Raw genomic sequence first — 15598 nt, forward strand, 5'->3', positions numbered from 1 at the left:
TGTGCCCACTGCTTCACCCGTCCGTGTCGCCCTTGTGCGGGCGCCGAACTGACGCCCCTTCAGTCGGGGCAGGTCAGCTCTGCGAGGGAAGCGTGGCCGCGGAACCGCCCGCGCCCGGTTCCAGCGCGTCGAGGGCTCGACGCAGTCCGGTGAGCTTGCGCTCGAGATGCGCCGCGGTGGCCACGGCTGCCGCGTCCGCGGACTCGTCGTCCAACTGCTTGGAGAGGGCCTCCGCCTGCTCCTCGACCGCGGCGAGCCGCGCCGAGAGCTCGGCGAGCAGACCGGCCGGCTCCTTCTCGTCGACGCCCTGATGAGGGCCGCCCTCGAGCTGAAGCCTCAGGAGCGCCGCCTGTTCCCGCAGCTGGCAGTTCTTCATGTACAGCTCGACGAAGACCGAGACCTTGGCGCGCAGCACCCAGGGATCGAAGGGCTTCGAGATGTAGTCCACCGCTCCCGCCGCGTAACCCCGGAAGGTGTGATGCGGGCCGTGGTTGATCGCGGTCAGGAAGATGATCGGGATGTCCCGGGTCCGCTCCCGCCGCTTGATGTGCGCAGCCGTCTCGAACCCATCCATACCGGGCATCTGGACATCCAGCAGGATGACCGCGAAATCGTCTGTGAGCAGCGCCTTGAGCGCCTCCTCCCCTGACGATGCCCGGACCAGTGTCTGATCGAGCGCAGAGAGGATGGCCTCCAGCGCCAGCAGATTCTCCGGCCGGTCATCGACCAGGAGGATCTTGGCCTTCTGCACCATGGCCCGCCCTCCTCGCCCCGGAATCGCACCGGGTGCCGCCCCAGGGGACGACTCCCTTACGCCGTCCGTCCTTGTGCCGGTCATGGTAGCTGCACCCCGCCCGTCACCACACCCTGTCACCGCGATGTCACTGTGCACATAGCGAAAACGCGGTCGAAGACCAGAAGGTTCCCCGGAATCCGCCCACTCACACCCTCCAGGGCACAGCCCGCCGGCGGATTCCGGCGAGCAGCTCCCCGCACGGTCACTCTCCGCGCATCCAATTCTCCATCACCGACAGCAGATGATCGGAATCGACCGGCTTCGTCACGTAGTCGGAAGCTCCGCAGTCGATCGCCTTCTCGCGGTCGCCCTTCATCGCCTTGGCGGTCAGCGCGACGATCGGCAGCCCCGCGAACTGCGGCATCCTGCGGATCGCCGTCGTCGTCGCATAGCCATCCATCTCGGGCATCATGATGTCCATCAGAACGATCGTCACATCATCGTGCTGCTCAAGGACTTCGATACCTTCCCGCCCGTTCTCCGCGTACAGCACCGACAACCCGTGCTGCTCCAGCACGCTGGTGAGGGCGAAGACGTTTCGGATGTCGTCGTCGACGATCAGCACCTTCTCCCCGCGGAAACGGAACGTCCGGCGGTTCTCCGGCTGTTCCTGATCGCTCTGCACCCACTCCTCCGGGGCCGCGGCGGCCTCCGCCCGGGAACTGCCGTTCGCCAGGGCGGGCCGCTGCGCCGCTCCACCCAGGGCCTTGCGGCGGCGCCGGAACACCCCGGCCGAGTTGGCCGGATCCCCCAGCGGCGGTTCGGTGCTCTGTGACGCCTCCAGGTGCAGGGCGCCCTCGGCCGGGCCCTCGTGGGCCTCGACCGGCCCGGCCCCCAACTGCGGGTAACCCTGCGGAGGCAGCTCGCTCGGGTGCAGCGGCAGATACAGGGTGAAGGTCGAACCACGTCCGGGCTCACTCGCCGCGTGGATCTCGCCGCCCAGCAGACGGGCGATCTCCCGGCTGATGGAGAGACCCAGACCCGTCCCCCCGTACTTGCGGCTGGTCGTACCGTCCGCCTGCTTGAACGCCTCGAAGATCACCAGCATCTTGCTCGACGCGATGCCGATACCGGTGTCTGTGACCGAGAAGGCGATCAGGTCTCCGTCGGCGTCACGCAGCGAACCGGCTTCCAGCAGGTGCTCCCTGATGGCGTTCGGCACGTCGGCGCCCGCCGGCCTGATGACCAGTTCCACCGCGCCGCTGTCGGTGAACTTGACCGCGTTGGACAGGAGGTTGCGCAGGACCTGCAGCAGCCTCTGCTCGTCCGTGTGCAGCGTGGCGGGGAGCTCCGGGGAGACCCGCACGGAGAAGTCGAGCCCCTTCTCCGCGGTGAGCGGCCGGAAGGTCGCCTCCACGTAGTCCACCAACTGCACCAGGGCGATCCGCGTCGGACTGACGTCCATCTTGCCCGCCTCGACCTTGGACAGGTCGAGGATGTCGTTGATCAGCTGGAGCAGGTCGGAGCCCGCCCCGTGGATCGTCTCGGCGAACTCCACCTGCTTCGGCGAGAGATTGCCCTCGGCGTTGTCCGCGAGCAGCTTGGCCAGGATGAGCAGCGAGTTGAGCGGCGTACGCAGCTCGTGCGACATGTTCGCGAGGAACTCGGACTTGTATCGCATCGAGACGGCGAGCTGCTCGGCGCGCTCCTCCAGGACCTGCCGCGCCTCCTCGATCTCGGTGTTCTTCACCTCGATGTCGCGGTTCTGCTGGGCCAGCAGTTCGGCCTTCTCCTCGAGCTCGGCGTTGGATGCCTGCAGCGCCTTCTGCCGGTTCTCGAGCTCCTGCGAACGGTCGCGAAGCTGCTCGGTGAGCTCCTGGGACTGTTCGAGGAGTTTCTCGGTCTTCGTGTTGACGCTGATGGTGTTGACGCTCGTGGCGATCATCTCGGCCAGCTGGTTGAGGAAGTCCCGCTGGATGTGCGTGAACGGCTGGAACGACGCCAGCTCGATCACACCGAGCACCTGGCCCTCGAAGAGCACCGGGAGCACGATCACGTGCGCGGGCGGCGCCTCGCCGAGGCCGGAGGAGATCTTCAGGTACCCCGCCGGTACGTTGTCCACCTGGATCGTCCGCTTCTCCTCGGCAGCCGTGCCGATGAGCGTCTCACCCGGCCGGAACGAGGTCGGCATGGAGCCCGCCGAGTAGCCGTAACTGCCGCGCATGCGCAGCTCGTACGAGCTGTCCTTGCCGCCCTCGCCGACCTCCTCGGTGTCACCCGTGGCCATGGCCAGGAAGAACGCGCCGTGCTGCGCGGAGACGACCGGCGTCAGCTCGCTCATGATCAGCGAGGCGACGTCGTCCAGGTCGCGGCGGCCCTGCATGAGGCCGGAGATCCTGGCGAGGTTGCCCTTGAGCCAGTCCTGCTCCTTGTTGGCCAGCGTCGTGTCGCGCAGGTTGGCGATCATCGTGTTGATGTTGTCCTGCAGGACCTGGATCTCGCCGGCGGCGTCGACATCGATCTTGAGGTTGAGATCGCCCCGGGTCACCGCGGTGGCGACGGCCGCGATGGCACGCACCTGACGGGTCAGGTTCCCGGCCATCTCGTTCACCGACTCGGTGAGGTCGCGCCAGGTTCCGTCGACGTCCCGGACCCGGGCCTGTCCGCCCAGCTGCCCCTCGGTACCCACTTCACGGGCCACCCGGGTCACCTGCTCGGCGAAGGAAGAGAGCTGGTCGACCATCGTGTTGATGGTGTTCTTCAGCTCCTGGATCTCACCGCGCGCGTCGATGTCGATCTTCTTGGTGAGGTCGCCCTTGGCGATGGCCGTGGTGACCGTGGCGATCTGGCGAACCTGGCCGGTCAGGTTCGACGCCATCGAGTTCACCGACTCGGTGAGGTCCTTCCAGGTGCCCGAGACACCCGGCACACGCGCCTGGCCGCCGAGCTCTCCCTCGGTACCCACCTCGCGGGCCACCCGGGTCACCTCGTCGGCGAACGAGGACAGAGTCGTCACCATGGTGTTGACGGTGTCCGCGAGTTCCGCGACCTCACCGCGAGCCTCGACCGTCACCTTCTTCGTCAGGTCACCGTTGGCGACGGCGGACGAGACCCTGGAGATGTTGCGCACCTGGTTGGTCAGGTTGTTGGCCATCAGGTTGACGTTCTCGCTGAGGTCCTTCCAGATGCCCGTGGCCCCACGCACCCGGGCCTGACCGCCGAGAATGCCCTCGGTACCCACCTCGCGCGCGACCCGGGTCACCTCGTCACCGAAGTTCATGAGCTGGTCGACCATCGTGTTGACGGTCGTGACCAGTTCGAGGATCTCGCCCTTGGCGTCGACGGTGATCTTCTTGGAGAGATCACCCTTCGCGACCGCCGTGGTCACCTCGGCGATGTTGCGCACCTGAAGCGTCAGGTTGTTCGCCATGCCGTTGACGGACTGGGTGAGGTCCTTCCACGTACCCGAGACGCCCTGCACCTCCGCCTGGCCGCCGAGGATGCCTTCCGTACCCACCTCACGGGCGACCCGCGTCACCTGCTCCGCGAAGTTCGAGAGCTGGTCGACCATGGTGTTGAGGGTGTTCTTCAACTCCAGGATCTCGCCCCGGGCGTCCACGTCGATCTTCTGCGACAGGTCACCCCGGGCCACCGCCGTCGCGACCTGCGCGATGTTCCGGACCTGGGCGGTCAGGTTGCCCGCCATGCCGTTCACCGAGTCGGTCAGATCACGCCACACACCGGCCACACCGGGCACCTGGGCCTGGCCGCCGAGGCGTCCGTCCGTACCCACCTCACGGGCGACCCGCGTCACCTGGTCGGCGAAGGCGGAGAGCTGGTCGACCATGGTGTTGATCGTGTTCTTCAGCTCCAGGATCTCGCCCCGGGCGTCCACGTCGATCTTCTGCGACAGGTCACCCCGCGCCACCGCCGTGGTCACCTGAGCGATCTGGCGCACCTGGGAGGTCAGGTTCCCGGCCATGAAGTTGACGGAGTCGGTGAGCTCCTTCCAGGTACCGGAGACACCGTCGACGCGGGCCTGACCGCCCAGACGGCCTTCGGTGCCCACGTCCCGGGCCATCCGTGTCACCTGGTCGGCGAAGTTGGACAGCTGCGCCACCATCGTGTTGACGGTGTTCTTCAGCTCCAGCATCTCGCCGGCGACATCCACGGTGACCTTCTGCGACAGATCGCCGTTGGCGACGGCCGTGGTCACCTGCGCGATGTCACGCACCTGGCCCGTGAGGTTACGGAAGGCGGTGTTCACCGAGTCGGTGAGGTCCTTCCAGGTCCCGGCCGCCCCGGGAACCTCGGCCTGACCGCCGAGGCGCCCCTCGACGCCGACCTCCCGCGCGACCCGGGTCACCTCCGAACCGAAGGCCTGGAGCTGGTCCACCATCGTGTTGACGGTGTTCTTCAGCTCCAGCATCTCGCCGGCCACGTCGACCGTGACCTTCTGCGTCATGTCGCCGCTGGCCACCGCGGTGGTCACCTGCGCGATGTCACGCACCTGCGTCGTCAGGTTCCGGAAGACCGTGTTGACCGAGTCCGTGAGGTCCTTCCAGGTGCCCGCGGCGCCCGGCACCTGGGCCTGGCCACCGAGGAGCCCCTCGCCGCCGACCTCGCTCGCGACGCGCGTCACCTCGTCCGCGAAGGTACGCAGGGTCTCGGTCATCTGGTTGATCGTCTCGGCGAGCTGCGCGACCTCGCCGCGGGCGCTCACCGTGACCTTCTGGGACAGATCACCGTTCGCGACGGCTGTCGTCACCTCGGCGATGCCACGCACCTGGGACGTGAGGTTCCCGGCCATCGTGTTGACGGAGTCGGTGAGGTCCTTCCAGACCCCGGCGACCCCGGGCACCGTCGCCTGTCCTCCGAGCTCTCCCTCGGTACCCACCTCGCGGGCGACCCGGGTCACCTCGGAGGAGAACGAGGACAGCTGGTCGACCATCGTGTTGACGGTGTTCTTCAGCTGGAGCATCTCACCGGCCACATGGACGGTGACCTTCCGTGACAGGTCTCCCTTGGCCACGGCTGTCGTCACCAGGGCGATGTCGCGCACCTGGGCCGTGAGCCGGTAGGCCATGGTGTTCACGGAGTCCGTGAGGTCCTTCCACGACCCGGACATACCGCGGACCTGGGCCTGGCCTCCCAGCTTGCCCTCGGTACCCACCTCCACGGCGACCCGCGTCACCTGCTCGGTGAACGCGGACAGCTGGTCGACCAGGTTGTTGACCGTACGGGCGACCTTGAGGAACTCACCGCGCAACGGGCGTACCGTCTCGTCCGCCGCGTGCGTACGCAGTTCCATCCGCTGCTCGAGGTCACCGTCGGCGACCGCGGAGAGTACGCGTCCGACTTCGGACACAGGGCGCGCCAGGTCGTCGACGAGCTCGTTGGAGGCATCGATCGCGGCAGCCCAGGAGCCCTCACAGGCTCCTGTCTCCAGGCGTTCGGTGAGTTTCCCCTCGCGTCCGACCACACGCCGCACACGGGCGAGCTCGCCCGTCAGGTGCAGGTTGCGGTCGGCCACCTCGTTGAAGACGGCGGCGATCTCCGTGAGCACACCGTCGCCGGAGACGGTGAGCCTCCTGCGGAAGTTGCCGTCACGCATCGCCACGAGGGCCGCGAGCAGTCTGTTGAGAGCTGCCGCGTCCACATCGACGGTTCCATTGCGCTGCTTTTTCACGGACTGCCCGCCTTTTGTGCGCGTTCCTGAACCCCGCGCCGCCACGCCAGACTCCACCGTGTCCCTCCCGCAGGGGTTGACCGTATCGCTCGGGCCGTTGTCGGAAGCTTGCCCACTTCCACTTTGGCTCACCGCCACAGCACACCGTCGACGGGTGACTATGCGGTCGTCAAATCGTTGAAACGTACCAGGCCGGAACGGGAGGGCGGGGAAAGTCTCCCGGTCGTCCCATTTCCCTCACCGGGGGCCCCGAAGTTGTGCGCCCGGCGCACGACCGCGGGTGTCCTGAGTAGCCAAGTCCGCCCTCGTGTACCCGGGACACCGGGCGAGCGTCTAGCCTGGCAGGCGAATCGAAGCGGCGACATACGGGCACAGGACTCGGGGAAGCGACGAGACACCAAATGGGGAGTGCTGTGATCACCGCGCGCGCGGCTGCCACCTTCGATCCGGTCGGACGCTCGGTCGCGACCGCCCGCGCGTTCGTCCGGGACACCCTTCAGGGGTGGGGTTACACGGACGTCGTTGACGACGCTGTCGTTCTTACCAGTGAACTCGTGACCAACGCGGTCGTGCACGCCGGCACCGCCGCCGATGTGCTCTGTCTGCGCACCGAGGACGGCGTACGCGTCGAGGTCTCCGACCACTACCCGGAGCGTGAGGTCCCGCTCCAGAGCTCGGGCCTCGACTTCGGCAGCCCCGACCGGGAGGGCGGCCGCGGCCTGCTGCTCTGCGCGGCTCTCGCCTCCCGTTGGGGCGTCGAGTACACCCCGACGCACAAGCACGTCTGGTTCCAGCTCGACCTCCCCGAGCGCCCCGTGGGCATCCGCTCGGCGAGCCCGGTCCTGCCCACGGCTCTCCTGCCCGTGGCGGAACAGCGCGTACGGGTGGCCGTCGTCCAGATCGACGGCGCCAGCTCCGTCGCCGCGTGGAACGACGACGCCTCGTTCCTCTTCGGACACGCCGCCGAGAAGGTCGACGGCAAGCAGTTCACCGACTTCGTGGCGTGGCCGCACACCCCGGGCACCTCCACCGGCATCGCCGACGCACTGCAGCTCTCCCGCTGGGAGGGCAGTTACGGCATCCGAGGCGCGGACGGCCGTGTCATCCCGGTCTACGCCTCGCATCTCAGAGTCCGCGACGCCGACGGTGAGCCGTCCACCGTCTGTCTCCTCGTCCGCGACTACGAACGCGCCGTGCTCCAGACCCCGGTGCGCGCTCCCGTCTCCGACACTTCGGCCGAAAACCGCAGTACGGACCCGTTCGAGATCTTCATCGGCTCCCCCGCTCCCGACGACCTCGACGGACTGCTGCAACGCACGGTCGAGCGGGCACGCGACATGCTGGACGCCGACGCGGCCTTCCTGCTCCTGGCCACCGACGACGAGACCGAGCTCGAGGTCCGCGCGACCACCGGCCTGCCCTCGGCCCGCCAGCGCTTCGCCCGGGTCCCCGTCGAGGCCGGCACGGGCCGCTACGGCTCCGCGCGCATGCCCGCGGTCCACGAGGACCTCACCGTCGTACCGGGCGCGGTACCGCTGCTCAGCGACACCGGGATGCGCTCTGTCGTCACGGTGCCACTGAAGGTGGAGGGCCGTCTCACCGGCTCCCTCGGCGTCGCGGCCGAAGCCGCCGGGCGGTACTCCAACGAGGAGGCACTGCGCCTGCAGTTCGCCGCGGACCGTATCGCGCTCGCTGTCGAGTCGGCGAGGCTCGGCGAACTGGAGCGCCTGCGGCGTGGCTCCCTGTCGTTCCTCGTGGAGGCCTCCGACCTGCTGGCGGGAACCCTGGACCGGGACCAGACACTGGCTCTGATGGCGCAGATGACCGTGCCGACGCTGGCCACCTGGTGCGCCGTCTACACCATCGCGGACCAGTCGTCGGAGCCGTATCTCTCGTACGTGCTGCACGAGGACGAGGAGCGCATCGACGGCCTGAAGGCGCTGCTCTCCTCCATCGACCCGCCGGAGCCGGTTCCGGCCCCCGGTGCCCGGCTCTGGCCCGCGCCGACCGAAGCCGGCCACGAGGCCGCCCTGCGCACGTCCAAGCGCACCTTGAGCACGGACGCGCCGCTGAGCATGGGGGCGGCAGCCCGCACGGTCCTGGCCACGGCGGTCGCCGTGGGAGGCGAGACGGTGGTCCTGCCTCTGGTGGCGAGGAACCGCGTGATCGGCATGCTGACGCTCGGCAAGCCGTCCGACGAGCACTTCCGCCAGGAGATCCTGGAGCTGGCCGAGGACCTGTCCCGACGGGCCGCTCTGGCCCTCGACAACGCCCGCCTCTACTCGGAGCGCATGGCCATCAGCCAGTCGCTCCAGCGCAGTCTCCTGCCACCCGGCCTTCCCGATGTGCCCAACGTCGAGATCGAGGTCATCTACCGGGCGGCAGGCGAGGGCAACGAGGTCGGCGGCGACTTCTACGACGTGTTCCCCATCCGCGACGGTGCCTACGGCTTCGCCATCGGGGACGTCTGCGGTACGGGCCCGGAGGCAGCAGCGGTCACGGGCCTGGCCCGGCACGCACTGCGTCTGCTGGCCCGTGAGGGGTTCGGCGGACCCGCGGTGCTCGAGCGGCTCAACGCCGCGATCCTGGACGAGGGCGCGCGCAGCCGCTTCCTGACGCTGCTCTACGGGGAGTTGTGGCCCCAGGAGGACGGAAGCGCTCTCCTCAAGGTGGTCTGCGCCGGCCATCCGCTCCCCCTGCGTCTGCGCCAGGACGGGTCCGTGGAGCCGGCGGCCGAACCTCAGCCACTGCTGGGCGTCATCGAGGACCTCGAGCTGTACGAGCAGGAGGTCACCCTGGAGCCGGGCGACGTGCTCCTGTGTGTGACGGACGGAGTCACCGAACGCCGCGAGGGTACCCGCATGCTGGGTGACGACGGCCTCGCCGACGTCCTGTCCATGTGTACGGGCCTCACGGCCGGCGCGGTGGCGGGACGCATCCTGCGGGCCGTCGAGCGCTTCGCTGCGGAACCCGCGTCCGACGACATGGCCATCCTGGCCATGCGCGTACCGGAGCCGCAGAACTTCTAGACGCCCTGCTGAGCGCCCTCCGTACCGGCTGGGGGGACACGATGTGCGGTGGGGGCTCCCTTGAGCCCCCACCGCGTCCCGTGCGGGCTGAGGCACCGGCGGCGGCATGCGCCTGGCAGCATGCCGCCATGGCCATCCCCTCGCCCGACGGCGACTACTCGCTCACCACGATGTACTCCGTGCCCGACGACGCCTGGTACCTGGAGCTGGACCTCGTCGCCGTGCATCGGACCGTGGTCACCGCGATCGTCCCCGACGAGGATCCGGCACGGGAGCCGACGGTGTGCTTCGACGTCCACGGGGATCACCTTGACATCCCCTACTCGGTGATCCGCTGGTTCATGGACCATGTCGAGGCGGAGACGAGGACGTCCCGCGGCTGGATGCGTCTGCGGCCCGAACTGGTCGAGGTGATCCGCAGGATGCGTCAGGAACACTCGGGCGTCATAAGTGACGAGGAGTTTCCCGCCGCTCTGGAGCACGTCCGGGCCAGGGTGCCCCAGGCGGATCTCCAGGCAGTCCTCGTGGCCTCCTTCGGCCGGAGGCCGGACGGCACCACCACGGACGATATGGAGGCGGTTCTACCCGTCGACGGTCGAGAGAGTGACGGATAACGGAAGAAGGCCCCCGCCGTGGGCGGGGGCCTTCTCTTGTTTCTGAGCCCCAATGCGGAATCGAACCGCAGACCTTCTCCTTACCATGGAGACGCTCTACCGACTGAGCTATTGGGGCCTGTTGCCCTGCGGCAACGAGATAAAGCATACCCCGAACGAGGGGGTACTCAAAACCAACCTGACGTGCCATCTGCTGCTGGCGACCAGCAGGCTGCCGGGGCGCGCATCGCACCGGCGTGCCTGGAGCCGGCCGGAGGCACCGATAGAGGGCCGCCCCAGGCCCGGTCCTGACTCGCACGCCATTGATCCGGATTGATCCTGAACGCAGAAAAGCCCCGTGCCACAAGGGCACGGGGCTTTCCCGGAATAATTGTTCGGCGGCGTCCTACTCTCCCACAGGGTCCCCCCTGCAGTACCATCGGCGCTGAAAGGCTTAGCTTCCGGGTTCGGAATGTAACCGGGCGTTTCCCTAACGCAATGACCACCGAAACACTATGAAATTAACCAACACCGGAACAAAACACGGCCGTTCGTTATTTCAGAACTAACACAGTGGACGCGAGCAACTGAGGACAAGCCCTCGGCCTATTAGTACCAGTCAGCTCCACCCGTTACCGGGCTTCCACATCTGGCCTATCAACCCAGTCGTCTACTGGGAGCCTTAACCACTCAAGGTGGTGGGAATACTCATCTCGAAGCAGGCTTCCCGCTTAGATGCTTTCAGCGGTTATCCTTTCCGAACGTAGCCAACCAGCCATGCCCTTGGCAGGACAACTGGCACACCAGAGGTTCGTCCGTCCCGGTCCTCTCGTACTAGGGACAGCCCTTCTCAATATTCCTACGCGCACAGCGGATAGGGACCGAACTGTCTCACGACGTTCTAAACCCAGCTCGCGTACCGCTTTAATGGGCGAACAGCCCAACCCTTGGGACCGACTCCAGCCCCAGGATGCGACGAGCCGACATCGAGGTGCCAAACCATCCCGTCGATATGGACTCTTGGGGAAGATCAGCCTGTTATCCCCGGGGTACCTTTTATCCGTTGAGCGACAGCGCTTCCACAAGCCACTGCCGGATCACTAGTCCCGACTTTCGTCCCTGCTCGACCCGTCGGTCTCACAGTCAAGCTCCCTTGTGCACTTACACTCAACACCTGATTGCCAACCAGGCTGAGGGAACCTTTGGGCGCCTCCGTTACTCTTTAGGAGGCAACCGCCCCAGTTAAACTACCCATCAGACACTGTCCCTGATCCGGATCACGGACCCAGGTTAGACATCCAGCACGACCAGAGTGGTATTTCAACGGCGACTCCACAACCACTGGCGTGGCTGCTTCAAAGTCTCCCACCTATCCTACACAAGCCGAACCGAACACCAATATCAAACTATAGTAAAGGTCCCGGGGTCTTTCCGTCCTGCTGCGCGAAACGAGCATCTTTACTCGTAGTGCAATTTCACCGGGCCTATGGTTGAGACAGTCGAGAAGTCGTTACGCCATTCGTGCAGGTCGGAACTTACCCGACAAGGAATTTCGCTACCTTAGGATGGTTATAGTTACCACCGCCGTTTACTGGCGCTTAAGTTCTCAGCTTCGCCGACCCGAAAGTCAGCTAACCGGTCCCCTTAACGTTCCAGCACCGGGCAGGCGTCAGTCCGTATACATCGCCTTACGGCTTCGCACGGACCTGTGTTTTTAGTAAACAGTCGCTTCTCGCTGGTCTCTGCGGCCACCCCCAGCTCAGGAAGCAAGTTCCCTCACCAGTGATGGCCCCCCTTCTCCCGAAGTTACGGGGGCATTTTGCCGAGTTCCTTAACCATAGTTCACCCGAACGCCTCGGTATTCTCTACCTGACTACCTGAGTCGGTTTAGGGTACGGGCCGCCATGAAACTCGCTAGAGGCTTTTCTCGACAGCATAGGATCATCCACTTCACCACAATCGGCTCGGCATCAGGTCTCAGCCTTAATGTGTGACGGATTTGCCTACCACACGGCCTACACCCTTACCCCGGGACAACCACCGCCCGGGCTGGACTACCTTCCTGCGTCACCCCATCGCTTACCTAGTACAAGTCTGGTTCGTCGGCTCCACCACTACCCTCAACTCCGAAGAGATCGGGCCGGCTTCACGGACTTAGCATCGCCTGATTCAGTATTGGGCGTTTCAAAGCGGGTACCGGAATATCAACCGGTTGTCCATCGACTACGCCTGTCGGCCTCGCCTTAGGTCCCGACTTACCCTGGGCAGATCAGCTTGACCCAGGAACCCTTAGTCAATCGGCGCACACGTTTCTCACGTGTGTATCGCTACTCATGCCTGCATTCTCACTCGTGAACCGTCCACAACTCGCTTCCGCGGCTGCTTCACCCGGCACACGACGCTCCCCTACCCATCCATACTCCCGTTGGGGATATGTGTATGAATGACACGACTTCGGCGGTACGCTTGAGCCCCGCTACATTGTCGGCGCGGAATCACTTGACCAGTGAGCTATTACGCACTCTTTCAAGGGTGGCTGCTTCTAAGCCAACCTCCTGGTTGTCTCTGCGACTCCACATCCTTTCCCACTTAGCGTACGCTTAGGGGCCTTAGTCGATGCTCTGGGCTGTTTCCCTCTCGACCATGGAGCTTATCCCCCACAGTCTCACTGCCGTGCTCTCACTTACCGGCATTCGGAGTTTGGCTAAGGTCAGTAACCCGGTAGGGCCCATCGCCTATCCAGTGCTCTACCTCCGGCAAGAAACACACGACGCTGCACCTAAATGCATTTCGGGGAGAACCAGCTATCACGGAGTTTGATTGGCCTTTCACCCCTAACCACAGGTCATCCCCCAGGTTTTCAACCCTGGTGGGTTCGGTCCTCCACGAAGTCTTACCTCCGCTTCAACCTGCCCATGGCTAGATCACTCCGCTTCGGGTCTAGAGCGTGCAACTCAATCGCCCTATTCGGACTCGCTTTCGCTACGGCTTCCCCACACGGGTTAACCTCGCTACACACCGCTAACTCGCAGGCTCATTCTTCAAAAGGCACGCAGTCACGACTGACAGCACAAGTGCTGCCAGCGACGCTCCCACGGCTTGTAGGCACACGGTTTCAGGTACTATTTCACTCCGCTCCCGCGGTACTTTTCACCATTCCCTCACGGTACTATCCGCTATCGGTCACCAGGGAATATTTAGGCTTAGCGGGTGGTCCCGCCAGATTCACACGGGATTTCTCGGGCCCCGTGCTACTTGGGTGGTTCTCAAGCAAGCCGTTGATGTTTCAGCTACGGGGGTCTTACCCTCTACGCCGGACCTTTCGCATGTCCTTCGCCTACACCAACGGTTTCTGACTTGCCGACCAATCGGCAGATTGATCAAGAGAACTCCCACAACCCCGCATGCGCAACCCCTGCCGGGTATCACACGCATACGGTTTGGCCTCATCCGGTTTCGCTCGCCACTACTCCCGGAATCACGGTTGTTTTCTCTTCCTGAGGGTACTGAGATGTTTCACTTCCCCTCGTTCCCTCCACACTGCCTATGTGTTCAGCAGCGGGTGACAGCCCATGACGGCTGCCGGGTTTCCCCATTCGGAAACCCCCGGATCAAAGCTTGGTTGACAGCTCCCCGGGGACTATCGTGGCCTCCCACGTCCTTCATCGGTTCCTGGTGCCAAGGCATCCACCGTGCGCCCTTAAAAACTTGGCCACAGATGCTCGCGTCCACTGTGCAGTTCTCAAACAACGACCAGCCACCCATCACCCCACCCTTACAGGTGAGTGCACTGGGGCCGGCAACCGAAGGCGACCGTAACCGGCCGTACCTTCAGATACCCAACAGCATGCCCGACCCGACCGATCCCTCACCACGTTCCACGCCGAAGCAGTACTAGCAGTGAGTTACCTGTCGTGCCGAATAGTCAACGTTCCACCCTTGAGCAACCACCGTCGAACATTTGCCGACGAAATGGTCTCTGGATTCCCCGAAGGAAACCTAGATGCTCCTTAGAAAGGAGGTGATCCAGCCGCACCTTCCGGTACGGCTACCTTGTTACGACTTCGTCCCAATCGCCAGTCCCACCTTCGACAGCTCCCTCCCACAAGGGGTTGGGCCACCGGCTTCGGGTGTTACCGACTTTCGTGACGTGACGGGCGGTGTGTACAAGGCCCGGGAACGTATTCACCGCAGCAATGCTGATCTGCGATTACTAGCAACTCCGACTTCATGGGGTCGAGTTGCAGACCCCAATCCGAACTGAGACCGGCTTTTTGAGATTCGCTCCGCCTCGCGGCATCGCAGCTCATTGTACCGGCCATTGTAGCACGTGTGCAGCCCAAGACATAAGGGGCATGATGACTTGACGTCGTCCCCACCTTCCTCCGAGTTGACCCCGGCAGTCTCCTGTGAGTCCCCATCACCCCGAAGGGCATGCTGGCAACACAGAACAAGGGTTGCGCTCGTTGCGGGACTTAACCCAACATCTCACGACACGAGCTGACGACAGCCATGCACCACCTGTATACCGACCACAAGGGGGGCACCATCTCTGATGCTTTCCGGTATATGTCAAGCCTTGGTAAGGTTCTTCGCGTTGCGTCGAATTAAGCCACATGCTCCGCTGCTTGTGCGGGCCCCCGTCAATTCCTTTGAGTTTTAGCCTTGCGGCCGTACTCCCCAGGCGGGGAACTTAATGCGTTAGCTGCGGCACCGACGACGTGGAATGTCGCCAACACCTAGTTCCCAACGTTTACGGCGTGGACTACCAGGGTATCTAATCCTGTTCGCTCCCCACGCTTTCGCTCCTCAGCGTCAGTAATGGCCCAGAGATCCGCCTTCGCCACCGGTGTTCCTCCTGATATCTGCGCATTTCACCGCTACACCAGGAATTCCGATCTCCCCTACCACACTCTAGCTAGCCCGTATCGAATGCAGACTCGGGGTTAAGCCCCGAGCTTTCACATCCGACGTGACAAGCCGCCTACGAGCTCTTTACGCCCAATAATTCCGGACAACGCTTGCGCCCTACGTATTACCGCGGCTGCTGGCACGTAGTTAGCCGGCGCTTCTTCTGCAGGTACCGTCACTTTCGCTTCTTCCCTGCTGAAAGAGGTTTACAACCCGAAGGCCGTCATCCCTCACGCGGCGTCGCTGCATCAGGCTTTCGCCCATTGTGCAATATTCCCCACTGCTGCCTCCCGTAGGAGTCTGGGCCGTGTCTCAGTCCCAGTGTGGCCGGTCGCCCTCTCAGGCCGGCTACCCGTCGTCGCCTTGGTAGGCCATTACCCCACCAACAAGCTGATAGGCCGCGGGCTCATCCTTCACCGCCGGAGCTTTTAACCCCGCCCCATGAGGGACAGAGTGTTATCCGGTATTAGACCCCGTTTCCAGGGCTTGTCCCAGAGTGAAGGGCAGATTGCCCACGTGTTACTCACCCGTTCGCCACTAATCCACCCCGAAGGGCTTCATCGTTCGACTTGCATGTGTTAAGCACGCCGCCAGCGTTCGTCCTGAGCCAGGATCAAACTCTCCATGAATGTTTTCCCGT

Annotated in this window: 4 protein-coding genes, 1 tRNA gene and 3 rRNA genes; 2 read left to right on the forward strand and 6 right to left on the reverse strand. The window is 64.5% G+C overall.

Annotated features, from left to right (window positions below):
* Positions 1 to 73 precede the first annotated feature (73 nt).
* Together P8A20_RS09360 and P8A20_RS09365 are read right to left on the reverse strand one after the other, a co-directional pair.
* Entirely contained in the window at positions 74 to 754 is a 681-nt protein-coding gene (locus P8A20_RS09360; protein ID WP_147959795.1) for a response regulator, read from the reverse strand.
* 244 nt (positions 755 to 998) lie between these two features.
* Positions 999 to 6425, reverse strand: coding sequence for a HAMP domain-containing protein (locus tag P8A20_RS09365; protein ID WP_147959794.1), 5427 nt, complete (start codon positions 6423 to 6425; stop codon positions 999 to 1001).
* A 401-nt stretch (positions 6426 to 6826) separates the two neighbouring features.
* Between P8A20_RS09365 and P8A20_RS09370 the strand changes: the two genes are divergently transcribed.
* Complete coding sequence (locus tag P8A20_RS09370) at positions 6827 to 9454, forward strand: SpoIIE family protein phosphatase (RefSeq protein ID WP_147959793.1); 2628 nt, start codon at positions 6827 to 6829, stop codon at positions 9452 to 9454.
* A 128-nt stretch (positions 9455 to 9582) separates the two neighbouring features.
* Positions 9583 to 10068, forward strand: a complete 486-nt coding sequence (locus tag P8A20_RS09375; protein ID WP_147959792.1) for a hypothetical protein — start codon at positions 9583 to 9585, stop codon at positions 10066 to 10068.
* 45 nt (positions 10069 to 10113) lie between these two features.
* Here the strand turns inward: P8A20_RS09375 and P8A20_RS09380 are convergent.
* From P8A20_RS09380 to P8A20_RS09395, 4 genes are all read right to left on the reverse strand, one after another.
* A tRNA-Thr gene (locus P8A20_RS09380) sits at positions 10114 to 10186 on the reverse strand.
* A 254-nt stretch (positions 10187 to 10440) separates the two neighbouring features.
* Positions 10441 to 10557 (reverse strand): 5S ribosomal RNA (gene rrf / locus P8A20_RS09385).
* Positions 10558 to 10636: 79 nt separating this feature from the next.
* Positions 10637 to 13761, reverse strand: a 23S ribosomal RNA gene (locus P8A20_RS09390).
* A 300-nt stretch (positions 13762 to 14061) separates the two neighbouring features.
* A 16S ribosomal RNA gene (locus P8A20_RS09395) occupies positions 14062 to 15587 on the reverse strand.
* Together the 16S, 23S and 5S rRNA genes with 1 tRNA gene alongside form the textbook arrangement of a ribosomal RNA operon.
* Between the last annotated feature and the right edge of the window lie 11 nt (positions 15588 to 15598).

Source organism: Streptomyces sp. Alt3, assembly GCF_030719215.1.
Classification (GTDB): domain Bacteria; phylum Actinomycetota; class Actinomycetes; order Streptomycetales; family Streptomycetaceae; genus Streptomyces; species Streptomyces glycanivorans.

Excerpts from the sequence above, each read along its gene's own strand:
- P8A20_RS09375 (WP_147959792.1), top strand. The coding sequence starts at position 9,583 with ATGGCCATCCCCTCGCCCGACGGCGACTACTCGCTCACCACGATGTAC.
- P8A20_RS09360 (WP_147959795.1), bottom strand. The coding sequence starts at position 754 with ATGGTGCAGAAGGCCAAGATCCTCCTGGTCGATGACCGGCCGGAGAAT.
- P8A20_RS09370 (WP_147959793.1), top strand. The coding sequence starts at position 6,827 with ATGGGGAGTGCTGTGATCACCGCGCGCGCGGCTGCCACCTTCGATCCG.